Source organism: Rhodococcoides trifolii (assembly GCF_014635345.1).
GTDB classification, from domain to species: Bacteria; Actinomycetota; Actinomycetes; order Mycobacteriales; family Mycobacteriaceae; genus Rhodococcoides; species Rhodococcoides trifolii.
In genome coordinates, this window is record NZ_BMCU01000002.1 from 339335 (window position 1) to 362725 (window position 23391).

At 64.8% G+C, this 23391-nt stretch carries 25 protein-coding genes, 1 tRNA gene and 1 pseudogene; 12 read left to right on the plus strand and 15 right to left on the minus strand.

What is annotated here, in order from left to right; all coding sequences use genetic code 11:
- Positions 1-53 precede the first annotated feature (53 nt).
- From IEW02_RS08635 to IEW02_RS08665, 7 genes are all read left to right on the plus strand, one after another.
- Positions 54-1427, plus strand: coding sequence for a cytochrome P450 (locus IEW02_RS08635; protein ID WP_229745905.1), 1374 nt, complete (start codon positions 54-56; stop codon positions 1425-1427).
- A gap of 87 nt (positions 1428-1514) precedes the next feature.
- The gene (locus IEW02_RS08640; protein ID WP_188544401.1) at positions 1515-2420 is read left to right on the plus strand and encodes a carbon-nitrogen hydrolase family protein; all 906 of its coding nucleotides are present in this window, start codon (positions 1515-1517) and stop codon (positions 2418-2420) included.
- 34 nt (positions 2421-2454) lie between these two features.
- The gene (locus IEW02_RS08645; RefSeq protein ID WP_188544402.1) at positions 2455-3801 is read left to right on the plus strand and encodes an MSMEG_0569 family flavin-dependent oxidoreductase; all 1347 of its coding nucleotides are present in this window, start codon (positions 2455-2457) and stop codon (positions 3799-3801) included.
- Between the two features lie 164 nt (positions 3802-3965).
- Positions 3966-4568 (plus strand): TetR/AcrR family transcriptional regulator, encoded by a 603-nt coding sequence (locus IEW02_RS08650; RefSeq protein WP_188544403.1) that lies wholly within the window; start codon positions 3966-3968, stop codon positions 4566-4568.
- A 64-nt stretch (positions 4569-4632) separates the two neighbouring features.
- Positions 4633-5028 carry an Rv0313 family protein gene (locus IEW02_RS08655; RefSeq protein ID WP_188544404.1) on the plus strand — a complete coding sequence of 132 codons (396 nt, stop codon included), beginning with the start codon at positions 4633-4635 and terminating at the stop codon, positions 5026-5028.
- Between the two features lie 138 nt (positions 5029-5166).
- Positions 5167-6042, plus strand: coding sequence for a cyclopropane mycolic acid synthase family methyltransferase (locus IEW02_RS08660; RefSeq protein ID WP_188544405.1), 876 nt, complete (start codon positions 5167-5169; stop codon positions 6040-6042).
- A 144-nt stretch (positions 6043-6186) separates the two neighbouring features.
- Positions 6187-6822, plus strand: a complete 636-nt coding sequence (locus tag IEW02_RS08665) for a PAS and ANTAR domain-containing protein (RefSeq protein WP_188544406.1) — start codon at positions 6187-6189, stop codon at positions 6820-6822.
- Here the strand turns inward: IEW02_RS08665 and IEW02_RS08670 are convergent.
- Both IEW02_RS08670 and IEW02_RS08675 read right to left on the minus strand, forming a co-directional pair.
- Entirely contained in the window at positions 6819-7757 is a 939-nt protein-coding gene (locus IEW02_RS08670) for a methionyl-tRNA formyltransferase (protein ID WP_188544407.1), read from the minus strand. The two genes, IEW02_RS08665 and IEW02_RS08670, sit on opposite strands and share 4 nt — an antisense overlap.
- A 68-nt stretch (positions 7758-7825) precedes the next feature.
- Complete coding sequence (locus tag IEW02_RS08675; protein ID WP_229745906.1) at positions 7826-8230, minus strand: nitroreductase family deazaflavin-dependent oxidoreductase; 405 nt, start codon at positions 8228-8230, stop codon at positions 7826-7828.
- Positions 8231-8406: 176 nt separating this feature from the next.
- Between IEW02_RS08675 and IEW02_RS08680 the strand changes: the two genes are divergently transcribed.
- The 3 genes from IEW02_RS08680 to IEW02_RS08690 are packed head-to-tail and all read left to right on the plus strand — an operon-like array spanning position 8407 to position 11153.
- A complete protein-coding gene (locus tag IEW02_RS08680; RefSeq protein ID WP_188545244.1) occupies positions 8407-9549 on the plus strand; it encodes an RtcB family protein in 1143 nt (380 codons plus the stop codon).
- Between the two features lie 12 nt (positions 9550-9561).
- Entirely contained in the window at positions 9562-10164 is a 603-nt protein-coding gene (locus IEW02_RS08685; RefSeq protein WP_188544409.1) for a pentapeptide repeat-containing protein, read from the plus strand.
- Positions 10165-10193: 29 nt separating this feature from the next.
- The gene (locus IEW02_RS08690) at positions 10194-11153 is read left to right on the plus strand and encodes an SDR family NAD(P)-dependent oxidoreductase (RefSeq protein ID WP_188544410.1); all 960 of its coding nucleotides are present in this window, start codon (positions 10194-10196) and stop codon (positions 11151-11153) included.
- A 51-nt stretch (positions 11154-11204) separates the two neighbouring features.
- On the opposite strand, the gene treS is transcribed toward IEW02_RS08690, so the two are convergent.
- Entirely contained in the window at positions 11205-13388 is a 2184-nt protein-coding gene (gene treS, locus IEW02_RS08695) for a maltose alpha-D-glucosyltransferase (RefSeq protein ID WP_188544411.1), read from the minus strand.
- Positions 13389-13520: 132 nt separating this feature from the next.
- Positions 13521-15713, minus strand: coding sequence for a sensor domain-containing protein (locus IEW02_RS08700; protein WP_188544412.1), 2193 nt, complete (start codon positions 15711-15713; stop codon positions 13521-13523).
- A 198-nt stretch (positions 15714-15911) separates the two neighbouring features.
- Between IEW02_RS08700 and IEW02_RS08705 the strand changes: the two genes are divergently transcribed.
- Positions 15912-15985: transfer RNA gene (locus IEW02_RS08705), tRNA-Ile, on the plus strand.
- A gap of 52 nt (positions 15986-16037) precedes the next feature.
- Positions 16038-16505 (plus strand): hypothetical protein, encoded by a 468-nt coding sequence (locus IEW02_RS08710; protein WP_188544413.1) that lies wholly within the window; start codon positions 16038-16040, stop codon positions 16503-16505.
- Here the strand turns inward: IEW02_RS08710 and IEW02_RS08715 are convergent.
- The 11 genes and pseudogenes from IEW02_RS08715 to IEW02_RS08765 all read right to left on the minus strand — a co-directional run bounded on the left by IEW02_RS08715 (position 16502) and on the right by IEW02_RS08765 (position 23342).
- Positions 16502-16759: a hypothetical protein gene (locus IEW02_RS08715; protein WP_188544414.1), complete on the minus strand. Its 258-nt coding sequence runs from the start codon at positions 16757-16759 to the stop codon at positions 16502-16504. The genes IEW02_RS08710 and IEW02_RS08715 overlap by 4 nt on opposite strands.
- Positions 16756-17685, minus strand: a complete 930-nt coding sequence (locus IEW02_RS08720; protein WP_188544415.1) for a recombinase family protein — start codon at positions 17683-17685, stop codon at positions 16756-16758. Before IEW02_RS08720 ends, IEW02_RS08715 begins: the two co-directional genes overlap by 4 nt.
- Before the next feature lie 178 nt (positions 17686-17863).
- Positions 17864-18550 (minus strand): alpha/beta hydrolase family protein, encoded by a 687-nt coding sequence (locus IEW02_RS08725; RefSeq protein ID WP_188544416.1) that lies wholly within the window; start codon positions 18548-18550, stop codon positions 17864-17866.
- Positions 18547-18705 carry a hypothetical protein gene (locus IEW02_RS08730; protein WP_188544417.1) on the minus strand — a complete coding sequence of 53 codons (159 nt, stop codon included), beginning with the start codon at positions 18703-18705 and terminating at the stop codon, positions 18547-18549. Before IEW02_RS08730 ends, IEW02_RS08725 begins: the two co-directional genes overlap by 4 nt.
- Complete coding sequence (locus IEW02_RS08735; RefSeq protein ID WP_188544418.1) at positions 18705-19187, minus strand: holin; 483 nt, start codon at positions 19185-19187, stop codon at positions 18705-18707. The genes IEW02_RS08730 and IEW02_RS08735 overlap by 1 nt, the downstream gene beginning before the upstream one ends.
- Before the next feature lie 61 nt (positions 19188-19248).
- The gene (locus IEW02_RS08740) at positions 19249-20316 is read right to left on the minus strand and encodes an N-acetylmuramoyl-L-alanine amidase (RefSeq protein ID WP_188545245.1); all 1068 of its coding nucleotides are present in this window, start codon (positions 20314-20316) and stop codon (positions 19249-19251) included.
- A gap of 57 nt (positions 20317-20373) precedes the next feature.
- A pseudogene (locus IEW02_RS08745) lies at positions 20374-21027 on the minus strand (DUF1906 domain-containing protein); the annotation flags it as partial.
- Positions 21028-21120: 93 nt separating this feature from the next.
- Positions 21121-21474: a hypothetical protein gene (locus tag IEW02_RS08750; protein ID WP_188544419.1), complete on the minus strand. Its 354-nt coding sequence runs from the start codon at positions 21472-21474 to the stop codon at positions 21121-21123.
- A complete protein-coding gene (locus IEW02_RS08755) occupies positions 21467-21769 on the minus strand; it encodes a hypothetical protein (RefSeq protein WP_188544420.1) in 303 nt (100 codons plus the stop codon). The genes IEW02_RS08750 and IEW02_RS08755 overlap by 8 nt, the downstream gene beginning before the upstream one ends.
- Positions 21769-22842, minus strand: a complete 1074-nt coding sequence (locus tag IEW02_RS25340; RefSeq protein ID WP_188544421.1) for a glycine-rich domain-containing protein — start codon at positions 22840-22842, stop codon at positions 21769-21771. Before IEW02_RS25340 ends, IEW02_RS08755 begins: the two co-directional genes overlap by 1 nt.
- Positions 22839-23342, minus strand: a complete 504-nt coding sequence (locus IEW02_RS08765) for a hypothetical protein (protein ID WP_188544422.1) — start codon at positions 23340-23342, stop codon at positions 22839-22841. Before IEW02_RS08765 ends, IEW02_RS25340 begins: the two co-directional genes overlap by 4 nt.
- Positions 23343-23391 lie beyond the last annotated feature (49 nt).

Genomic DNA, 23391 nt, shown 5'->3' on the forward strand with positions numbered 1-23391 from the left:
CAAGCAGAATGGACCCGCGGTCGGCCCTGGTCGCACCGACGTAGTATTCGGCTGTGACAGGCAAGAGCAGAGTCGTACCCCACCCGCCGCGTCGAATTCCCGTTCTGGGTGATCTGCTCACGATGCACGTTCCGGACACCGCCGAGTGGGGGTGGAAGGACGCGGACACCTTCGGTCCCATCTACGAGCGCAAGTACGTGAACCTGCGGGTCACCTATGTGTCGGGACCCGATCTGGTAGCGGAGGTCAACGACGACACGTCCTGGGACAAGTTCCTTGGGGTACCGCTGCAGGACCTGCGGTCGATCGCGGGAGACGGATTGTTCACCGCGGAGACCACCGAACCCAACTGGGCTGCTGCACATGCCGTTCTGGCTCCGGCGTTCACGCAGTCGGCCATGCGTACATACCACGGGGTCATCACCGACACCGTCGATCGATTGGTGCAGTACTGGCGCGAACAGGGGCCCGACACCTGGTTGAACGTCGCGCCCGACATGAACAACATGGCACTCGAGGTGATCGGACGAGTGGCATTCGGGTACGACTTCGATTCCTTCGCGCGCGCCGAGCCGCATGTGATGGTGGCGAGCCTGCTGCGGTCGATGAAGTACGTGAACAGGGCTGCGTACTCCTTTCCGGCCGCCGAGGCCACGGTGTTTCGCAAACAGCGAGAACAGCACCGTCGTGACGTGGCGACCATTCATCGGTTCATCGACGACATCGTCGCCACACGTAAGTCGGCGGTCCACGACAGCGACCGCCGCGACCTGCTGGACCTGATGCTGGACACGACGGACCCGGCGACCGGACAGCGGCTGTCCGATCAGAACATCCGCGATCAAATTCTGACGTTCCTGCTGGCCGGACAGGAAACGTCCGCCGGCGTCCTGGCGTTCGCCCTCCACTACCTCTCCACTCGGCCGGAGGTCGCAGATCGGGTGCGTGACGAGATCGCCGAGGTGTGCGGGTCGGGCCCCATCGAGTTCGAGCAGGTGGGCAAGCTGCGCTATCTGCGCAAAGTGGTCGACGAGACGCTGCGACTGTGGCCGGTGGCACCCGGCTATTTCCGAAAAGCGAAGCACGACACGATGATCGGCGGACAGTACCCGTTCGACGCGGGCGAGTGGGTGTTCGTGGTGCTGCTCAAGCTGCACCGTGACCCGTCGTGGGGGCCCGACGCCGAGACCTTCGATCCCGACCGGTGGAACCGCGACCGTGTTCCGAAGAACCTGGCGGCGGTCTACAAGCCCTTCGGCACCGGGATGCGAGCATGCATCGGCCGCCAGTTCGCGTACCACGAGATAGTGCTCACGTTGGCGACGGTGCTGCGGACGTTCGAACTCGAGCCCGAACCGGGATACGAGCTGGTGGTCGAGGAGTCGGTGTCGATCAAGCCGGGTGGACTGAGAATCAAGGTGCGGTAGACACCCTGCCGGGGTGTGAGGGTTCCGAAACGTGGTGTTGTTCCGGATTTGACCATTCGGAAATGGCCGGCGAGTGGAATTACCCGCATGACAACGATCGCAGGGGCATCCGCGAATTTCACGCGGGATCTCGACCAGAACTACGCACTCATCAGCGCACTCGCCGACGAGGCGCGCTCGATCGGCGTGGACTTCCTGGCGCTTCCGGAGGCGGCGATCGGCGGGTACCTCTCGTCGCTCGGTGACCACGGTGACACCGTCAAGAACACCACGCGCTCGTTGCCACCGGCCATTTCACTGGACGGACCGGAACTGAAGAAGGTCCAGGCCATCGTGGGCGACCTGGTGGTCGCGATCGGTTTCTGCGAGCTGGCCGAGGACGGTGAAACACGCTACAACGCAGCGGCTTTGCTCGACGGCGGTCAGATCTACGGTAGCTACCGCAAAGTGCACCAGCCGTTGGGCGAGAACATGTCCTACTCGGCGGGGTCGACCTACCCGGTGTCGGACACCCCGGTCGGCCGCATCGGACTCCAGATCTGTTACGACAAAGCGTTTCCCGAGGCGGCGCGCATCATGGCGCTCGACGGCGCCGAGATCATCGCGAGCCTGTCGGCGTGGCCGGCGGCGCGCACCCAGACGGCCGAGAACCTCCAGGACGACCGTTGGACATATCGGTTCAATCAGTTCGACATCGCCCGTGCGTTGGACAACCAAGTGTTCTGGGTAGCGGCCAATCAATCGGGCACCTTCGGGTCGCTGCGCTACGTCGGCAACGCCAAGGTGGTCGATCCCGGTGGCAACATTCTGGCAACCACGTTGCTGGGCAGCGGAATTGCCTCGGCCGAGGTCGACATCGAGGGCACCTTCCGGCAGATGCGTGCAGGGATGTTCCACCTGCGAGACCGTCGGCCGGACGTGTACGGCCCGGTCGGTGCCCCCGACGACGCGGAAACAGCCAAGTGGCGCGGTCTCGTCCACGCACGGTCCTGACCACGGCGACACCCACCTCACCCATGGAGCACTCATGATCGGCTCGACTTCGTCACCCGCACACAGTGTTGCTGCGCACAGTGTTGATGCACACAGTGTTGCCGCACACCATGTTCCCGTCGTCATCGTCGGCGGTGGCCAAGCCGGGCTGTCCGTGAGTTGGTATCTCGGCAGCGAGGGCATCGACCACGTCGTCCTCGAAGCCGCCGAGGTGGTGCACAACTGGGCCGACACGCGGTGGGACAATTTCACGCTCGTCACCCCGAACTGGCACTGCAAATTACCCGGGTACGCCTACGCGGGAGACGACCCCGACGGGTTCATGACCCGGGATCAGGTCGTCGACTGGTTGACCGGATGGCTCGAGACGTTCGATCCGCCCGTACGCACCCGCACCCGAGCGACAGCCCTACGGCACGGCGCGGCAGGCGGATTCGAGATCACCGTGTCGACTCCCACCGGCGACGAGACGCTGACCTGCGACGAGGTCGTCATCGCCACCGGCGGATACCCCATTCCCATCGTCCCGGCGTTCGCGTCGACTCTCGATCCCTCGGTGACTCAGGTGCACTCCGAGGAATACCGCAATGCCGCACAACTTCCCGAGGGCGCCGTGCTGGTCGTGGGCACCGGGCAATCGGGTGCACAGATCGCCGAGGACCTCCACCTCGAGGGCCGAAAGGTCCATCTCGCGGTGGGCGGCGCACCTCGTGTCGCGCGAACCTATCGGGGGCGTGACTGCATGACGTGGCTGTCGGACATGGGGATCTACGACATCGGAGTCGCCGACTACCCGGGCGGGCGAGCGGCGCAGGAAAAGACGAACCACTACGTCACAGGCCGTGACGGCGGCCGTGACATCGACCTGCGCGGATTCGCGACCGAGGGCATGCGGCTGTACGGGGCGCTGGCGGGCGGCCAGGGGAGCGAGCTCGTGTTCGAACCGACCTTGCAGAAATCCCTGGACAAGGCGGACGCCGTCTACAACTCGATCTGCGCCGACATCGACCGCTACATCGACCGAGAGGGAATCGACGCGCCCCCACCGGCGCGGTACGAGCCCGTATGGAGCCCGGACCACGAGCCGCAGTCGCTCGATGTCGCAGCCGAGGGCATCACCTCGATCGTGTGGGCGATCGGGTACCGGCCGGACTACCGGTGGATCGAAGCCAGCGCGTTCGACGGCGGTGGCCGCCCCATGCAGTCTCGCGGCATCACCGCCGTTCCGGGGCTGTCGTTCATCGGCCTTCCCTGGATGCACACCTGGGGTTCGGGGCGCTTCCTGGGCATCGACGCCGATGCCGCGTACGTGGCGCAGACGATCGTTGCTCGTGGCGCCGTGGCGGCCGACACCGATGCCGGGTCACGCCGGGCCAGCTGATCGGCGGCGCGGAAGGTGTGAGGCCGGGGCAGGACTGGGTATCAAAGATGGACAGTGATCGCAGTGTCCGGACGCTGGGATCCTGGAGAGCCTGGCCATCGAGCAACCGGTGGCCAGGTTCGTCCCGTTGTCCGCCTCGTCGCCCAACTCGTTAGGCTCTCCGCATGGAGGGTCAGGGGTCGACGGCGGAAGCGCGCGTGCGGCGGCGAGATCAGATTGCATCCGCCGCGATCGAAGTGCTTGCGACACAGGGCCTTCGGGGTTTGACGCACCGCGCCGTCGACTCCGCGGCCGGTCTGGGTTCGGGCGCGGTCAATTATCACGCACCTACCAGGGCCAAGCTCATCGGGTTGGCCGTCGAAGAACTGTTCAACCGCGACCTGGCCGTCGCCGCGAAGAATTTCGGGCCTCTGCTCACCGGCGACATCACGATGGACCTGGTCATCGATCATTTCCTCTCGTTCGTCGACGAGATGACCACCGCTCGCGAGCGCGTGGTTGCCCGCCACCTCCTTCTCGGTGAGGCCCAGACAGATCCGGAGATTCGGGCGGTGTTCGACGCTCAGCGCCAGGCCTTCGTGGACTTCACCACCCAGATAATTCTGGCGCTCGATCTACCGAACGCCGAGATGACCGCCGAGACCACCGTGATCTTCGTCGACGGCATCATCTCCCGGCAGGTGGTCTTCGGCGCCACCCCGTTGACCGAGCTTCGGCCCATTGTCGAGCACTTGGTGACGTCGTGGACGGCTTCCCCACCGCAATAGAGGGCACACTGGAGTGACACGCTCTGCGGGCCGCGGGCCGGTCGAGCACTCCAGGAGGTACGTCATGAGCAGCAACAACCCGTTCAATTTCGATCCCGAAGATTTCGATCGCGTCGCTCGCGAGGCGAGTGAAGGTCTGCGGGACGTGTTCGGTCAGATCATGAAGGTGGTCGGCCAGTCCGGTTCGGAGTCGCCCCTCGCCGGCATGTTCGGCGGGTCGGCACCCGCCGCGCGGCGCGTCCCCGAACCGGAGACGACCGGTGACACCGGTGACGGCGTGTGGGCCATCTACACGCTCGACGACGACGGTTCGGCGCGCATCGATCAGCTCTACGCGACGGAACTGGACGCGCTGCGTGCCCACAAGGACAACGTCGACACGTCACGGCGCGTGCGATTCCTGCCGTACGGCGTGACCGTGAGTGTGCTCGACGAGGTCGAGGCCCTCCCCGAAGACTGAGCTTCGGTACAGCGTGCGGTGTGCATCACAAGGTCGTACGCTACGCATTGTGAGATAAACCGGTATTTCGGGTTTTTCTTGTGATGGGTGTTGAGAGCGCAGGACCCGTGACCGTCTACGTTCACGAGGTGTGCCTCCATGTCCGACCTGAAAAAGCCCGAGCTGAAGCCCTTCTTCCGCAACGTGCAGTCGCACTACGACCTGTCCGACGAGTTCTACGCACTGTTTCTCGATCCGACCTGGACGTACAGCTGTGCCTACTTCGAGCGGCCCGAGATGACCCTCGAACAGGCTCAGCTCGCCAAGATCGACCTGGCGCTGGACAAGTTGGGACTGCAGCCGGGCATGACGCTGCTGGACGTGGGGTGCGGGTGGGGCACCGCGATGATTCGCGCGCGGGAGCGCTTCGACGTCGACGTCATCGGACTGACGCTCAGCGAGCACCAGCACGCACGGGTGGCGCAACGATTGCGTGATCTGCCCGGTACGCGACGTGCCGAGGTCCGACTTCAGGGGTGGGAAGAGTTCGACCAGCCGGTCGACCGAATTGTCAGCATCGGGGCATTCGAGCATTTCCGGAGGGCGCGCCACATTCCGTTCTTCGAAATGGCCTACAGCATTCTTCCGCCGGACGGTGTGATGTTGCTGCACACCATCGTCGCTTTCGGTCTGGACGATCTGAAGGACATGAACATTCCGGTCGACAAACGGGACGCTCTGTTTCTTCGGTTCATCATCCGGGAGATCTTCCCCGGCGGCGAACTGGATCGGCCGCAGGTGGTGGCCGAGCGCGCAGAATCGGTGGGATTCACGGTAACTCGGGTGCAGTCGCTGCAACAGCACTACGCGCAGACACTCGAGATGTGGACGGCGAACCTCGAAGCGCGGAAGGACGACGCGATCGCGATAGCCGGTGACGTGGTCTACGAGCGGTATGTCAAATACCTGAGCGGCTGCGCGAGCCAGTTCCGCCGGGGAACCATCGACGTCGATCAGTTCACGCTCGCGAAATAGCTTCTTCGCGCCGTTGTCCGAACCGATCTGATATTTTTCTTCCGACCGACCCGAGCCTCATCTCTCGTACTCGGCGGCGTATCGGAAAGGTCGGCAGCAGTGAGGACGCAACAGCGGCAGCCGCAACCGCGCCGCACACGTGACATGACCATCGGACCGCTGGCAACCCCGCGGGTCGGTCGCTACCGGTACACGGTCGGCACCGGAGAGTTGAATTGGTCCGACGACCTCTACGAGATCTACGGTTACAAGCCCGGTGAACTCGCGCTCACTCTGGAAGCAGTCGTCGAGCACTGCCACCCGGACGAGCGGCAACGGGCCCAGGAGGTTGTCGCGAACACCATCGAGACCGGTGACCGCTGCCTGTACGCACACCGAATCGTCACGAAGAACGGAACTCTGCGCGACGTCGTGATCCTCGGCGACGCCGAATACGACGCCGACGGGGCGTTCGTCGACGTGGCCGGGTACGTACTCGACGTCACCGAGCACACCGACCGAGTGGTCACCAACCGACTCGGCCAGGAGCTCGACGGTATCGTCGACGCGCGGGCGGTCATCGAGCAGGCCAAGGGGATCCTGATGCTCGCCTTCGGCATCGATGCGGACAAGGCTTTCGCCGTGCTGGCGTGGCAGTCGCAGACGAAGAACGTGAAGTTGCGGCACCTCGCGTGCCGAATAATCGCCGATGTCACCGACAATGCATCGCTGGCCGCGCCTATCAAGGAATCCTTCGAAGACCTGCTGCTGTCTGCGCATTCGCGCATCGACCAGGCCTAGGGCGCGTCGGTCAGGTATCCGCCACCGGTTCGGAAGAACCGGGAATGGTCGACGCCGTCGTCGGTTCGGACGCTGTCGATGACCAGCCCATGATTTTCGCCGCGGTACGCAGCGGGACCGGCCACGATCACCATGCCGTCGTCTTCGGTGATGAAGACCCGGCCCGGGGTGCCGCCGTAGATCCCGCGCGAGACGTGGGCGCGCGTGATTCTGATGCGCTGGCCACGAAAGTACGTGTACGCGTTGGGATACGGGTCGGACTGCGCCCTGACGAGCCGGTCGATGTCCTCCGCCGGCCACGTCCAGTCGATCCGGCTGTCCGTGTCGACGCGCTTGTGGAAGAAGGTGCGATCGGCGAGGTTCTGCGGCGTCCACTCGGCAGTCCCGGCTTCGATGCGATCGAGAGCGTCGAGAAGGACCTCGGGAATGAGGTCGATGGTTGCCTGCACGAGTTCGGTTGCCGTGTCGCGTGGACCGATCGGAACGGCTCGCTGGGTGATGATGTCGCCGGTGTCGAGTTCGTCGTCCATCCGATGCGCGGTGAGGCCGGTCTCGGACGCGCCGCTGATCAGCGACCAGATCACCGGAGAGAAACCGGTGAACTTGGGCAGCAGCGAATCATGCAGGTTCAGGGTGCCGTGCGGCGGGAGGTCGAAAATCTCGCGGGGCAGCCACGTGCGCCAGTTGTTGGCCACGATGATGTCGGGCTCGGCCAACTTCACACGATCGACGAGTTCGGCATCGGGCCGCTGAGCCAGGTGCACCGGAATCTCGTGTGCGCGGGCCAACTCCTCGACGGAATCGGACCAGATCGACTCGTACGCATGCTCGCTCGGGGGATGAGTCACCGTCAGCACGACGTCGTGCCGGGACCCGATCAACGTGTCGAGTGTCTTGTGACCCCAGGTCTGGTACCCGAAGAGCGCTACCCGCATGAGCGTGGATCCTTGTCGTCGACGGCTGTAGTCGACGTTCAGGGTAGCCTAAGCTTTGCGAGTCCCTCCTACCGCGCCGACAACGAGATCACCGGAATCACACGCGTCGTCTTGGCCTCGTAGTCGGCGAAGCCGGGCATCGCCTTCACCTGCTCTGCGAACAACTCGTCCCGCTGCGCCCCGGTCACCTCGGTGGCCACGACGTCGATCTTCTTCTCGCCCACCTCGATCGAGATCTCGGGGTTCGCCTTGACGTTGTGGTACCAGTCGGGATTGGTGTCGGCGCCGGCCTTGGACGCGAAGATCACGTACTCGTCGCCGCGCGGCAGATACACGAGCGGGGACACACGCTCTTCGCCGGACTTCGCCCCGATGGTGTGCAGAATCAGCATCGACGCGCCGTCGAACGGTCCACCGACCTTGCCCCCGTTGGCACGGAACTCTTCGATGATGGCGGTGTTGAAATCGGACACTGTGTCTCCTTCGACTCGATGCACCGATTCTAAAACCAGATGACACCCGACGGTGGTGGCGGACATAATTTTCGTTCCGCACCAACCATATTCGCGCTGCGGGAAGGCCGTTAACGAAGGGAGACAAGGCAGTGCCGCCAACACGGGCGGGTAAGAGGCTTCTCAACTGGGCTTCCATGCTCGACGACAACACACTCGACCAGGCTCGGGAGACCGCGTCGATGCCGTTCATCCATCCCCACGTCGCGCTGATGCCCGACGCCCACAGCGGGAAGGGAAGCGCTGTCGGAACGGTCATACCGACCCTCGGTGCGGTGATACCTGCCGCGGTGGGTGTCGACATCGGATGCGGAATGATCGGTGTGCGAACGGGATTCACCGCAGACGACGTTGCGGGCAACTCCGCGTCGTTGTCGGACCTGCGCGCGGCCATCGAAGTTGCCGTGCCGCTCTCGCCCGGAAACTACAACGGCCACCTCGAGCGGTTCGACTTCACCGCCGGCAAGATAGCGGAGCTGGAAGCGAAGGCGGCGTCGGACCAGGTGAACCTTGCGCACTCCCCGAAGTGGCGCGAGCAGCTCGGATCGCTGGGCGGCGGCAACCACTTCATCGAGCTGTGCCTGGACGAGACCGATCACGTGTGGCTGTTTCTGCATTCCGGATCGAGGGGTGTCGGCAACAAGATCGCGCAGAAGCACATCGCCATTGCGCAGAAGCTGTGCGAGAAGTGGTGGATCACGTTGCCCAACAGAGACCTCGCGTACCTCCCCGAGGGGACCGACGAGTTCTGGCGGTACATCCGAGACCTGAACTGGGCGCAGCGTTTCGCGTTCCTGAACAGGGCCGAGATGATGGATCGCTTCGGCACGGTCTTCGCCCAGTGGATGGGCACCGAGAACCACCGCGAGGTCAAAAGGATAAACACTCATCACAACTACACCCGCAAGGAACAACACGCGGGCAAGGACGTGTGGCTCACTCGTAAGGGTGCGGTCGACGCGCACGAGGGCGTGAAGGGAATCATCCCGGGGTCCATGGGTACGCGCAGCTACGTGGTCGTCGGGCTCGGCAGTGCGTCGGGTCTGTGCTCGGCGCCCCACGGAGCCGGCCGGCGCTTCTCCAGGACGGAGGCGAAGCGGCGCTTCACACAGGACGATTTGCGTCAGCGAATGGCCGGTATCGAGTACCGCGACAGTGCGGACTTCATCGACGAGATTCCCGACGCCTACAAGCCGGTGGAGCAGGTGATGGAGGATGCACGGGATCTGGTGAGCATCGAGCACGAGCTCAGGCAGATTCTGAACGTCAAGGGCACGTGAGATGCTCGTCGAATGACTGACGACAGCACGAACTTCGTCGGAAAGGCGTTCACCGAGGAACGCTTTTCCGGCGAATCGTGGGACGGGCGAACGTACACCGACTGCTCCTTCATCGACGCGGACCTGTCGGGACTGACCACCCGCGGAGTCGTGTTCACGGACTGCGATTTCACCGGGGCCGATCTGAGCGAATCGGTGCACGAGGCGTCGGCCTTCCGCACGTGCACCTTCCGCAAGGTCACGCTGTGGAACGCGACGTTCCGGCATTCGACGTTCCTCGGATCGACGTTCGGCGAGTCGCGGTTGCGTCCGGTGACGTTCGACGAGGTGGACTTCACTCTCTGTTCGCTCGGGGGCGTCGATCTGCGCTCGGTGAACATGACGGGGTGCCGGCTGCGCGAGGCCAACCTGGTCGGCGCGGATCTGCGCAAGGCCGTTCTGTCCAGCGCAGACCTCGCCGGAGCTCGAACCGCCGGGTTGCGATTGGAGGAAGCCGATCTGCGCGGCGCCGTCCTGGACGCCGACGCGTGGACTTCGGCGCGGCTCACAGGAGCAACGGTCGATTCGTTCCAGGCTTTGGCGTATGCGGCAGCTCACGGTCTGCGAGTCGATTAGTCACACCGACGATCGGGCACAGTGGTGACATGAGCTTTCTGACGCGTACGGTCGACACCCTGCTCGACGCGGCCGTGGTGCCCGGATACAGCAAGATCGGTCCCGCGGTCCGGCGCCGCTTCTGGGCCTCGGACGCGCCGGCGTTTCCGGCGCCACTCGACGTCGTCGTCACCGGAGCCAGTTCAGGTCTGGGTGCGGCTACCACGGTAGGTCTCGCACGATTGGGTGCCCGAGTGCACATGGTCGGCCGATCGGCGCAGCGCCTCGAGGACTCGGCCGCGTCGGTGCGCGCGGCGGTGCCCGGCGCCGATCTCGTCGTCCGCGAATGCGACATCAGCGACCTCGACGCCGTCGCGTCCCTCACCTCCACTCTGCTCGGCGAGCTCACCGACATCCACGCATTGATCCACTGCGCCGGCGTCATGCCGCCCGAACGCATCACCACACCGCAGGGTCACGAATCCGCTTTCGCGACACACGTTCTCGGCCCTGTGGCGCTGACGGCCGGACTACGGACGCTGTTCGACGACTCGTCGCGGGTGGTGTTCGTCAGCAGCGGCGGAATGTACGCCGTGCCGATGGCGTTCGACGACCTCGAGTTCGAGAAGGGCAAGTACCGGGGTATCACCGCGTACGCGCGCACGAAGCGCATGCAAATCGTTGTCGCAGAACAACTCGCCGCGGCGTTCACCGGCGAGGACGACCCCGTTGTGCACAGCATGCATCCCGGTTGGGCCAACACCCCCGGCGTCACCGACTCGCTACCGGGCTTCGACCGCGTCATCGGGCGACTCCTGCGCAGCCCGAAGGACGGCGCGGACACCATCGTGTGGCTCGCTGCGGCCGACGAGGCCCTCGCGAGCAGTGGGCTGTTCTGGCACGACCGCAGCCCGCGGACCACGCACTACCCGCCGTGGCGCACGGACACCGACGCCGCCCGCGACCATCTGTGGAAGACGGTCCGGGCGGCGACCGGTATCGAGCTATGAGCCGCTGAAGCTCGAACTTCGGGGCGTGTCGAACTTCGGGACTCGAACGTCTCAGCCGCGCAGAATGACCGGTACGGCCTCGTACGGCTGCAAGGTCATCGGGAAGCCGCCGAGTTCGTCGACCACCGCGATCTCGTCGTCCGTGAACAGATTGATCACGGACGCGCCGACGGTGAGGTGCTTCGAGATGACCGTCGCCTGCACCTCGTCCGGCGAGAAGTTGATGACCGTCGACTGGATCGACCCGTCGCCCAACTGGTGGACGAGCACCAGCAGCGCCTTGTGCGAGACGCTGGGAACGTCGAGCTGCTGCGCGGTGGCGATGCCGAACCGGCTCCGGATGTCGATGATGCGTCCCAGTTGACGCGCGAACGACGAGGGGTCGCTCAATTGATCCGGCAACGTTCCGTAAAGGCTTCGCCCACGCGGGATGCCGGACTCGGACCGGGTTGCGTCGGGCGACGCGCCCATCAGGTCGTGTGCCCCACGGTTGATCCAGCGAGTGTCGCCCTCGCGAATCAGCTCCGACACCTCGTCGGCCGGGATGGGGAGCACACCCAGCAGGTCCCATCCCGACAGTGCGAACACTCCGGGCTGCAATGCGTTGTAGGCCGCAAGCATGAGGTGAGCACGTTTGACGGTCTCGACGTCGGACTCGTCCATGCGATCGAGATCGCGGATACCGAGCGAGGCCGTGATGACACTGGCTGTGGTGCAGGCGATTCCGTTGGTGGTGAACGTCCGGTTGTACGGCGCCCACCGACCGGTCAGCCGGTCGGTCAGCTCGGCTCGAATCTGATCGCCCAAGTCCCCACCCTTGAGAACGTCTCCGCAGTAGGAGAACTCGTCCTCTCGGTGCAGTGTCGCAAAGTGAATCAGTTCGAAGGTCATCTCGTCGTGGTTCTGCAGCGCGTGCACCAAGGACGCCGGGTCGACGCCGTGATCGCGCGAGAGATTCATCGTCAACCGCAGGAACTCGGTGTTACCCATGACCAGAGCGTGCTGGTACGCGGGACGGTTGATGAAGTCGTACGACAGATCTGCGCCCGACGTGCCCATCGCCTTGATGTCGTCGATGGTCAGGTTCAGCTCCTGGAAGGTGAAGCCGCCCATCTTGCGCACCACACTGGCGATGAGGTGGTTCGCCGCTTCGGACAGAGGGTGGCCCTCGGACCAGCCGGGTCCCTCGGTTCGCCGCTCGACGCCGAGGAATCCGTTGGCGTCCAACCGAAGTGCGCCGGCGCCGAGGTCGGCGATCGAGTGACACGCGTCGCCGATCACCAGACGCATTCCCGCGAAGGAAGGGTCGAGCCAGTTGATGGACGGCTGACCGGCCTTGAAGTAGTGCAGGTAGACCCAGCGGCGGTCCTTGCCGTCGACGCCGGTGATGACCGGAGTGGCACTCCAGTTGGTTTCCTTGACGCCCATCTCGTAGAAGATGACGCGTTGGAGCTGCCCGACGATGTAGCCGGCGCGGGCGAGGTTGGCTTCGGATTCGGCGTCGATGTTGACCGAGTCCGCTCCCGCTCGGACGCGGGGGAGAAGGTGCCAGTCTTCGGGCTCGATCTCCACCATGTGATAGATGCCGGGGTAGTCGGACACGGCCATCTCGGCGAGCCGGAAGTCGGCGCCCTTGCCGGTGTGGCCGGGGACGATGTCGTCGATGACGGTTCCCTCGTACGCTGCGGCCACCGTGCACAGCCGCCGGAACTCCTCCTCGGTTCCGAACGCGGGGTCGATCTGCATGCTGACCCGGTCGAAGTGGCCGTCGACCGATGGGGTGGGCCGCCAACCGTGGATGCCGCCGGCTTCCTTCACCGGGCCGGTATGCACTGCGGTGACACCGATCTCGGAGAACGCCTGCCACAACTCTTCGTCACCGAGGGTGCCGAGGAAGCTCTTGCCCGGAGCTGCGATCAGCGAAATGGGGTAGGCGGTGAACCACACTGCGGCGCGTTCGACAGCGCCGCGCGGATTCGGGTCGGCGTAGGGGTTCTGCCACATGCTGCCCTTACCGGACAGCTGCTCCGCGATGAGCTTGGCGTCCTGCAACATCGACTGCGCGGTGAGCCAGGCGACGTACTCCGGATTCGATGCGTCCGCATCGCCGGCGGGAATCGACGTAGCACCTCGGTGGGCTCGACGAACGGACGGCTTCAGCGGGCGAGGCCGCGCGGGGTAGAACTTTTCGTCGTAGGTGATTTCGCTGGGCTCGTGCTGCACTTCGGGGTCCATGATCCTCCGTACTTACCCGAGGGCGTGCGGGTGTAAAACACTGCCCGGACTCTGGTGTCGAAGACCCACCCTACGGAGTGAAGCGGACGGCTGCGCCTCGGTGTCGATTCGACGGGTGTCGCGGTGTGGACTTCAGCCCGCGGAACGCTCGAGGAGCATCGATGTGACCTCGCTGGCAGAGGCCGGACCGGCGAGCAGAAACCCTTGTGCCAGATCGCATCCGCTCTCGCGCAGGCGGTCCAGTTGGGTCTGCGTCTCGACGCCCTCACCGACCACGGACACGTCGAAGGCGTGGGCGAGGGAGACGATGGCCGAGACGATCGCTTCGGGACGTCGCCCGGGCATCGCCTGGATGTACGCCTGGTCGATCTTGAAGGCCTCGATGACGGGATAGCGGTTCAGGTAGGTCACCGAGTTGTGACCGCTGCCGAGGTCGTCCAGCAGGATCGACACGCCCAGTGCGTGCAGCGCGGTCAACGCGTCGCGCACCTGGACGGTGTCGGCCAGCCACACCGTCTCGGTGATTTCCAGCCCAAGCTTGCCGACGGGAAGTTTCGTGTTCAGCAGGACCGCGGTGACCTCGGCGACGAAGTTGGGCTGACGCAGTTGCAGCGCACTGACGTTGACACGCATGCCGATGTCGGAGATGGCCTGCCATTCGGCCGCCTGCTCGCACGCGGTGCGCAGTGCCCAGAGCCCGAGCGAGTTGATCAACCCGGTGCGCTCGGCGACCGGTACGAACGTGGCCGGGCTGACCACACCGAGTGTGGGGTGATTCCAGCGAGCGAGCGCCTCGACCGCCGTGATTCGGCCGGACGCGATGTCGAAGATCGGCTGATACTCGAGGGTGAGGTCGTCGTGATCCAGCGCTCCGCGCAGATCGGTCGACAGGGCGAGTTGCCGTCGCGCCTGATCACGGTCGTCGGTGTCGAACATCGCGGTGTTGTCCGGTCCGCTGTCCTTTGCCCGGTACATGGCGACGTCGGCGCGGCGGATCAGTTCTGCACCCACCATCGCCGATTCGGCCAGGGCCATACCGATGCTCGCCGTGATCTGAAGCTCGTTGCCGTCCAACACGATCGGTGCCCGGACGGCTTCCGCGAAGGCTTCGGCCATCGCGTAGCACTCCTGCGGATCCTCGATGTTCTCGCAGACGGCGACGAACTCGTCACCGCCGAGGCGCGCGACGGTGTCACCGGCTCGTGCGGCACGGGCGAGGCGCTGCGCGAGACCGATCAGGGCGGCGTCTCCGGCTTCGTGTCCCAGCGAGTCGTTGATCGACTTGAAGTCGTCCAGATCGATCAGCATGACGGCCGTGTGCGTGTTCCGGCCGGCGTGTCGTTCGAGAGCGCTGTCGATGCGGTCGTAGGCGAGCGCCCGGTTGGGGAGACCGGTCAGCGGGTCTCGGAGGCTGCGGTAGCGCAGTTCCGCCTCGAGGTCGACGCGCCTGATCGCTGCGGACAGGATGTCGGCCACCGTGTCGAGGACGGAGAGATCACCGGCGGCCACCGAGTTGTTCGTCGTGCCGAGGACAGTGAGTGCACCCCAGGCGCGTCCTGTTCCGGCGATCGGCACCGCCACCCCGTTGGGCAGGCCGTGTGCACCGAGAATGTCGGCCGAGAATCTGGTTTCGGAAGCGGGGTCGGTGCACACCACGGCGCGGTTGACGTCGATTGCGTACCCGGGAAGCGAGTCCAGCGCGGGCGGGAGATTGCCGAAGGGAAGGAAGGACCCGCTCTGCGCGACGGTCTCGAGCGTGGCCGGGGCGGTGTGCAGGCGGGTGACGAACGCGCAGCGGGCGCCCATCAGTTCGACGGCGGCGTCGGCGGCGGACGCGAGAAGTTCGTCGAGGCGTCCGCGCAGCGCGAGCTGACTCAACTCGGCCACCACACGCTGCTCGGAGACGCGGAAGCTGGACGAGTCCAGAGCATTCTGCAGCTGCTGATCGTGTGATCGACGGTCGCGGAGATCCCGGTGGATCGAGGCGATCATGGGCCGATCGTCACCGGTGCCGTTGATCACGAAAGCTGAAGTCGACACCGGGATCCTTTCCTGTGTCACGAGATGGAGGAGGGTTGCGTCACCGGTCCATGTAGCGGCGTCGCGGACGGAGCTGGCAAGGTCCGTGCCGTGATCCGCACCGACGGCGGTGAACACGTCGTCGATGGAAAGGTTCTGCGTGGCGTCCCAGCGAAGACCGATCAGTGCCGATCCGGCTGGGTTGACGTAGTGGACTCGACCCTCGACGTCGGACACCGACACGAAATCGGGCGCGTGCCGGAACATGGGTGCGAACACATCCGCCACGCTGGTCGAGTAAGTCATAGCACCGGCCTCCCGCGAAACCGGCAGGCATCCTTTCTCGCGACGCTGTTGATCTTCAGTGCCTGTTTTACAGCCTAAAACAAACTTCTGGTACAGAATCAAGGTAGCAGATGGACACCCGAATGGCGGCCCTCCGCGAATGCGCTTGCGCGGGGCCGTGCCGGTAGCATGTGGCGCGCGCGCAGTCGGGCGCGAGATGGGGCGGTAGCTCAGTCGGTTAGAGCCGTGGACTCATAATCCATTGGTCGCGGGTTCGAGCCCCGCCCGCCCCACATAGTTTGACCAGGGGAATTGTCCTCAAAGTTGGAAGGTCGAATTCGGATCATGCAGCAGAAGTGCAGCAAAGCCTTCCGGGTGGCACTGGGGGTCGGGACGTTGTGCGCGTTAGTAGTTGGTTGTTCGGAACGCAGCGGCGACACCGACGCCGAAGCAACAACAGCAACCACGACGGTCGTGCCCGCCACATCGGTGGCCGCGACGTCCACCTCGGTCGCTGCGCCGACCATTGATATAGCCAGCATGGAATTTCTGCAGTACCTCTACCCGGGTGCGACGACATTCGTGCAAGCGGTCTCCGAGGTGTTCCCCTTCACGACGGAAGACCAAGCGCAGAGCTTCGTCGGTTACGCGATCGGATTGTGCGCTGTCGAGGAGAACGCGGGAGCTGGTGTGGTTGAGTCGCTTCGGGAGACCACGCCAGTCGAGTTTGAAAAGAACTACGGCCTGGCCATCACGCAGGATGTCGCCAACGTCGTCGTAGACCGGTACGGATCGGTCTGCGAGGAGGGCTAGTCCGCGAATGCCTCTGGGTGCTCGGCGCGGAGCCACGTCACCCAGTCGTTGAACTCGGCTGAGTGCTTCGATAGGTCATCGGTAATGATGGCGTCGATGTGGTCCCAAAGGTCGTACGTGCCGAGCTCGATCCACTTGCCGCATGTGCACCAGGCGTTGTAATCGTCGTCGGGCTCCATGAACAGGTCTTCGTGCCCGGGCGCCGACTTGCCAGCGTTCTGCAGCTCGTCGTGCAGATCGAACGTGTAGCTCACGCGGACTTCCATTCCCAGCGGAGCCGGTCGGGGTTCAACCCGCGCAGCGGCCGCTTCTGCGACGGCATGACAGTGACGTGATCGAGAAGAGCGGCGACAACGTCACGCTGCCGGCGCTTCGACGCCTGCTCCCACCACTGCACCACCTGCTCCGCGCTCGGTTCGGGAATGTCGGTGAGCACCTCGCGGCGAGCGGCCTGCAACTTCACGTTCTCGATGCGCTGCCGGATCCGCTCCGTAGACGCCTTGAGGGTGGCGCGTTCGATGATGCCGTCGGCGTAGTCCTCACCCAACGCCACCAGCCGCGACTCCAACTCGCCCAGTTCCTTCTCCGCTGCGTTCGGTGCGTGCAGCTCGTTCATCGCTTTCGTCAGTTCGCGGCGCATCACGGCGTCGGACAGCCGGGCCAATACCCGTTCCACTACCTCGGCTTCGAGGTCCGCCGCTTTGATGCCGATGCGTCCGCACCCTCCCTGTGCTCGTTTCGAGCAGCGGTACTGGTCTGGTCGGTCACCGGAGACATTGGCGTACAGCTGGGAGCCGCACATACCGCAGCGGGCGATACCTCCTGAGAGGAGGTGGACGCGCCCGTTGGTGCGGGTGAACTTGGAGCGGGCCGGGTCGGTGAACAGCGCGACGAGTTTGTCGTAGGTGTCGCGGTCGAGGATCGGCTTCGTGGCGGAGGGGACGAGTTCGCCGTCCTGGTCGGCCATGCCGATGATGCGAGGGTTTGTGAGCGCCCGCTTGATGGTGATGGGGTGCCAGGAGGAGTTGGAGGCGGTGGGGATGTGCTCGTCGTTGAGTTGTGTGGCGAGGGCTCGGAGGTGGCCACCGGTGGTGAGGTGTTCGGCCATGCGGCGGATCACTGCGGCTTCTTGCTCGACGATGTCTGTGCGGTTGTCGGCGTAGCCGTACGGCCTTGACACAACTGTCTCCCCTCGGGTCTGTATCCACATACAGTACAGACGGAGGGGAGACAGTGCGACAGTTCGCGACCTCAGAAGCCGAGCTGGATCAGCGACAGGAAACTGTTGAGAAGCAGCTGCAGGTACGTGAAGAACATGGCGGGTTCACCTCCTTCCCCGACGACGATGGACGGTTGGTTCATGGGCGGCGGGCGGCAGCCTGATTGACCTTGGTGGCCAGCTGGGCGCAAAGCCCTTCGTCGACGTACGCCGCTGTGTGCCGGCCTTGGGTGAGGTAGTTGTTCAGCCACCCGGCTGCGGTGCCCCAGTCACGCCAGTACGCGGGGTTCCACCACGGCTGAAACCCGTTGTGCTGCGCCTTGTCCAGCATTCCGCGCACCCACACGTCAGGGTTCTGTGACGCGAACTCCGCGACGTCCCCCAGGCCCCGAAGTGGTGACCCCTTCACCAGCGCGGAGATGGGGTCACCGGCTGCTGCGACCTGCCACAGCCAGGTGGGGAGGACGCGTCGGGAGCCGAGGATGCCGTACCCGCCGACGCCACGGTTCAGCGGTTCGGTCCCCTCAGCTCGCAGCGGATCAGCGATGAGTGCGCACCCGGCGAGCGGGCGTTTCGCGGCGACGTTCCCGGCGATGATCGCGCCTTGCGAGAAACCGCCGACCATCTGGGAGGCTGCGTTGGACCGGTCGATCGCGTTGGCCAAGGCGCGTTCCCCGGCGGGGACGCTGTCACCGAACTGAGCGGTGCCGGGGTACGCGACGTAGCGGACGTTGATGCGTCTCCTGTCGAGCCGGTCGGTGAAAGCGCGTGTGACGCCGTCACCGCCCGGGTTGAACGTTCCCCCGACCATGAAGAAGTCGATCACGACTCGTCCCACGGATCGGTTTTCAATGCGCCGGCGATGAACTCGTCGCCGTCGCTGAGGTTGACGCGCTGGGTGTCCGTGTACGGCTCGAGCAGCACGCGGACCGTTTGTCCCCCGACCTTCTCGCGGATGACGCGGAACACGTAGGGCTGCATCAGCTGCGGAATTCGGTGATGCTGCCCGTCGGGTTGATCGTCTGCGGCACCGCGGGTGCGACAGGTGCGAGCGTCGGGATGCCCTTGGTGGCACCAAGGTTCAGAGACAGAAGCGATGTCAGCACGGACACGAGGACGGCGGTTCCGGCGATAGTGAGCGCGTCACCCCAGTGCACGTCGAGCAGGCCACCGGTCACCGGGATGGCGCCGACGAGGGATCCGAAGAACGTGCGCGCTGCTCGGTCGAGGATGTCGACGAGTGGGTTGCCGGAGGTGATCGCTGTCGCGGAGGCGAGAGCGATGAGGAACGACACGAGGGCGGCGAGTCCGGCGGATCCGAACGCTGCCTGCCACGACACGGTGGTGACGACTGCGCCGGCGCCGAGGAACAGCAGCACGTTCTGAATGAACGTCTTGATGGTGCGGTCGAGTACGTCGAGGAGAAATACGCGGGAGCCGAGAGAAGTGATTGGTGCGGACATCAGTTTTCGCTTTCTGGTTGGTGGAGACTCTCTGCGCTGTCTGCGCCGAGATGTGTTGGGTTCAGCGGCGGGTGAGCTTCACGACCGACGTCGAGTGCCAGTACAGGGAGCCGTTCTCGAAGAGCTGGACGCGGTTGCCGTTGGCGTCGACGGTCTCGTTCGAGATGGGCCACCCGAGGTCGCCCTTCTCGTAACCCTCTGCCGCCCAGCGCTTGCCGATTTCGCCGTGCACGACGTAGCCGTCGGCACCGTCCTTGCGGTAGAGCACACCGCCCTGGAAGGCCTGCACCGCACCTTTGCCGGTGGGGGTGTCGAGTGGCGAGAACTCGCGGACCGGGTAGCCGAGGATGCCGCGCTCGTAGCCGAGCGCTCCGTATGCCTCGAACAGTCCGGACTTCTCGATCGCCGGGTCCTTGTGCGGGATCGGGTACGCGCCGGTGGTGGGGTGGAAGTAGATGTGCGCGTTGGTGAACACGCCGAGGCGGCCGAGCTGGTCGGCGCCGATGGTGATCTCTTCGGGGCGCACCCGGTCGCCGACCCACGGGTTGCGCTTGGCGGACTCGTCGATCTCGTTCACGATGGCCACGGTGGGTCTCCTGTCGATGACGGCCTGGGAGTCGCGGCGGGCCTTGTTCATGTCCATGCCACCGGGGTCCCACTTGCCCTGGATCGCGCCCCACTCCTTGTGGCCGATGAAGCGGTCCGAGCCGTACTCGAGAGCGCGCAGGATGGCGCCCACGCCGCGCATGTATGCGTCGTACTGCACCGGGGTCCAACCCTCGGTGCCGCTGTTCTCGGCTTCAATGCCAATGGTTCGGGAGTTGGCGTCGTTCTTCGGGAGTCCGTTCCATGAACCTTCGCCCGCGTGCCAGGCAATGCCTACGCCGCAGAGGGTGTACTCGCCGTTGCGTCCGAGGTAGAGCTGAGAAGCAAGACCGAGGGACGGATGCCTGGCAATGGAGCCGGGTCCAGAGGTTCCTGCTGAGCCCATGTGGTGGCCGACGATGCCCCAGATCAGGCCGAAGTCACCGTGCCCGTTGTTGAGTGCTCCATCGAAGATGTGGCAGATCAGACCCTCGGCGCGGAGCACGTCCGGAATCCAGATCGGGTCGCCCGTACGTGAGACCACGATTCCTCCAGGAGCTGGTTGCGGTGCGGGGGTGGGCGTCGGTGAGACCGCGGGCTGCAGATCCCATTGGCCGAAGTCGTCGGCGAGGACGTCGTTCACGTCGACGCGGGTACCGCCGACCAGCGGGCCGGGCTTCGATGCGGTGTCCACGACGGTCTGGAACAGCACCGCCGCGTCCTCGCGCTGGTCCTTGGACCAGGCGCGTGTCTGCCACGCCCACCGTTTCCCCTCGGTGGTGGAGTGGCCGACGAGGTCGTCCTCGATCGCCCACGCGCACACCAGCGATGAGCCGTAGATGCCGGTGCGGTTTTTGCCGAGTACGGAGTTGATGCCCTCGAACCAGTGAGACGCGACCTCGTTCCAGGTGAGCAGGGTGATGCCCTCGTCGACGGAAAAGAAGATCGGCGCGTTCGCCGGACCTCCGGCCTCGGCGTGAATGCGCATCGCCGTCTTTGCGTCGGCGACGCCGCCGTCAAATCCGCGGGTGTAGTCCGACGGCGCGGTGCCTCCCGGTTTGCCGTACTGGAAGTTCGACACCACGTGAAGTCCCGCAGCGCGCAACCGGTCGGCGTAGTCGCGGGTCAAAGGTTTCGCGCCGAAGTTCGATCCCGGCCGGGAGGTGGAGACGTAGGAGATGACGCCTCCGTACCCGGCGGCCTTGATGGCGGCGGGGTCGATTTGGGTGGAGGCGAAGTCGAGAAGTTGCTGCATTCGGGCGGGGTCACCTCAGCGGGTAGCCGGGTTGCTCGGCCCGCAGCCAGCAGCAGTAGGTCCAGGATAGACGGGTAACAGACCGAATTCGGGTTACTGGCCTGCGGTGAAGAGTTGCGTGACCAGCTTGCCGAGCGCTTCACCCATGCGTGCGGCGGCGGTGTTGTCCGGTGTCATGCGCGTTATTTCGCGGTTGATGAACGTGAGCGCAGTGAGGTAGCCGCGCTGAGGGTTGGGGTCGTTGATGTGCTGAAGCACGATCTTGTCGATGGTGAGGGATCGGGCTAGGTAGCGGGGCCAGTGCCCAACGCGCATGAACGGTGCGATCGACTGGTCCGGCACCACGGTGATGTCGCCGGTGTCTTCGACCAACCAAATGTCCGTCGGTCCATCGTGTTTGAGGATGTCCTGCAACTGCTCCACAGTCAGCAGGTGACGCTCAGCCATCGGTGACCGTGTAACCGATCGACTGCAACGCCTCCTCGTGCGTACACAGTGCGAGTTCGATACTGATGGACATCGTGTGCTCGCCGTCGACGAGCTGCACGACATGCTCGGTGCCGTCCTCATCTACGAGCCGACTGGCTGGGACTACGCGGGTCTCCTGGCAGCCCCACTGCGGCCAGTCGATCCTCGTGACTATGAGGTAGTCGACACCGTTGAACGGTTCGGACAGCCTGTAGCCGAACGCTTCTCCTGCCTTCCCTTCGAGTGGCCCCGTCAACTTCGATGCAACTGGCATCACGCCGCTCCGCTCGTAATTTCGATGATGGTGACTCGTCCGTCCGACGCGATTCCGCCCGGCCCGTCGCTTGTTCCGAACGCGCTGCGTCCGCCGCCTCCGCCGCCTCCGCCGCTGGGATATGCGCCGTTTCCGCCGCGTCCTCCATTGATGCCGAACACTCCCGTTCCGCCGCCTCCGCCGCCCGACCCGCCGTTACCTCGGGTGAGTGGGCTGATGGTCGCGTTGACTCCATTGCCGCCGGTCCCGCCGGACGTGGTGCCGCCGGTTCCGCCTTGGCCGAATGCTGATGAGCCACCGGGTTGCCCGCCCGTGAGCTGGATGCCGGTGTTGCCGTCGGCACCGTTTCCGCCGGAGCCTCCACGCTCTGCTGCGGAGTTTGAGACGGTGGATCCCTCGATCGACAACACCGCCCCGATGCCGGGGATGGAGACAATGTGATTGCCGAACCTGCTCTGTCCGCCGGCCTGCGACGGGGTGGCACCACCAGCTCCGATGACGACGTCTTCCGTCGCGCCGACGACGGTGAGTGTGTCTCCCTTGAACCATTGGAACCGGTACCCGCCGGAGAGGCCGCCGTCTCCGCCGTAGCCAGTTCGGGTGGTACTTCCAGTTCGTCCTGAGTGTCCGCCGCCCTCGACGGCTACTCCTAGTTCGATGAGATTTGGGGGTCTGCTCCAGGTGGAGTTGAAGGCGTATGTGCGGATTGTGGTGGTTCCGCCTTCGAGCGCTTCGACTCGGTTGGTGAGTTCCGTGATGTCGGCCGTGACTGCGCCGGCCTGAGCCACCGCATCTTCTGCGTCGTTGCGAACTCCGATGAACCCACCGACTAGGTCGAGAAACCCACCGGTCAAACCGAAGACCCCGGCGAAGAACTGGGCGATGAACCCGCCAATGCCGTTGACGAACCCACCGAGAATGTTCGACAGCAGGTTCCCGCGAGCGCCTTCCGCCAGGCCGAACATGTCCTGGTTCGCCGCCGATGCAGCCGACGACTGGTCGTAATCCTGCAGGGTGTGCAGGTTGTTGAAGTTCCGTGACCGCGCGGGCGTCGGCTTGTCGGGTGACGTCACTGGTAGTCGTCCAACCCTTCGGATGCCGCGAGCTCAGCGGCGACGCCGGCATCCGCGCCGAGAATCGCGGCCTGCCGCATCTTTTCGCGCTTGACCGCCGCTTCCATCGCCGCGAGTTTGTTCTGCGACCACCCGGCAGGATCAGGAATTACCACTGCCCGCTCCGGGTCCGCTTCTTTCGCTGTCTTGCGGCCCTGCACCGGCGGCTCCCACGACCCAACCGCATTCTGGCCGTTCACCGTGTGAGTGCCAGCCGGCGGCACGTACTCGTACCGCGGGTTCTGCGGCGGGGACATACCGAGGTTGTCGAAGCAGTGGATCGCGAGCAGTTGCTTGATTCCGTCTGGGATGTCGAACCCGATTCCGGCTTCCGTGGGGATCGCGTTGAACACGTCCTTGTACGGATGTGGGTGCCGCCGCGCGAGCACGATATTTGTCTTCGGATCACGGAGCACGCCGTCCTTCTCGACGTACTCCTGTCCGTTGCTACCTCGTGGCATTCACTGTCTCCTGTCGCTGGATACGTTCACACTGTATCCGCGTTGGGAT

Coding starts and splice junctions, on each gene's coding strand:
- IEW02_RS08640 (WP_188544401.1), top strand. CDS start 1,515: ATGACAACGATCGCAGGGGCATCCGCGAATTTCACGCGGGATCTCGAC.
- IEW02_RS08645 (WP_188544402.1), top strand. CDS start 2,455: ATGATCGGCTCGACTTCGTCACCCGCACACAGTGTTGCTGCGCACAGT.
- IEW02_RS08650 (WP_188544403.1), top strand. CDS start 3,966: ATGGAGGGTCAGGGGTCGACGGCGGAAGCGCGCGTGCGGCGGCGAGAT.
- IEW02_RS08655 (WP_188544404.1), top strand. CDS start 4,633: ATGAGCAGCAACAACCCGTTCAATTTCGATCCCGAAGATTTCGATCGC.
- IEW02_RS08660 (WP_188544405.1), top strand. CDS start 5,167: ATGTCCGACCTGAAAAAGCCCGAGCTGAAGCCCTTCTTCCGCAACGTG.
- IEW02_RS08665 (WP_188544406.1), top strand. CDS start 6,187: ATGACCATCGGACCGCTGGCAACCCCGCGGGTCGGTCGCTACCGGTAC.
- IEW02_RS08670 (WP_188544407.1), bottom strand. CDS start 7,757: ATGCGGGTAGCGCTCTTCGGGTACCAGACCTGGGGTCACAAGACACTC.
- IEW02_RS08680 (WP_188545244.1), top strand. CDS start 8,407: ATGCTCGACGACAACACACTCGACCAGGCTCGGGAGACCGCGTCGATG.
- IEW02_RS08685 (WP_188544409.1), top strand. CDS start 9,562: ATGACTGACGACAGCACGAACTTCGTCGGAAAGGCGTTCACCGAGGAA.
- IEW02_RS08690 (WP_188544410.1), top strand. CDS start 10,194: ATGAGCTTTCTGACGCGTACGGTCGACACCCTGCTCGACGCGGCCGTG.
- treS (WP_188544411.1), bottom strand. CDS start 13,388: ATGGACCCCGAAGTGCAGCACGAGCCCAGCGAAATCACCTACGACGAA.
- IEW02_RS08700 (WP_188544412.1), bottom strand. CDS start 15,713: ATGACTTACTCGACCAGCGTGGCGGATGTGTTCGCACCCATGTTCCGG.
- IEW02_RS08710 (WP_188544413.1), top strand. CDS start 16,038: ATGCAGCAGAAGTGCAGCAAAGCCTTCCGGGTGGCACTGGGGGTCGGG.
- IEW02_RS08730 (WP_188544417.1), bottom strand. CDS start 18,705: ATGCAGCCCTACGTGTTCCGCGTCATCCGCGAGAAGGTCGGGGGACAA.
- IEW02_RS08735 (WP_188544418.1), bottom strand. CDS start 19,187: ATGTCCGCACCAATCACTTCTCTCGGCTCCCGCGTATTTCTCCTCGAC.
- IEW02_RS08750 (WP_188544419.1), bottom strand. CDS start 21,474: ATGGCTGAGCGTCACCTGCTGACTGTGGAGCAGTTGCAGGACATCCTC.
- IEW02_RS08755 (WP_188544420.1), bottom strand. CDS start 21,769: ATGCCAGTTGCATCGAAGTTGACGGGGCCACTCGAAGGGAAGGCAGGA.
- IEW02_RS08765 (WP_188544422.1), bottom strand. CDS start 23,342: ATGCCACGAGGTAGCAACGGACAGGAGTACGTCGAGAAGGACGGCGTG.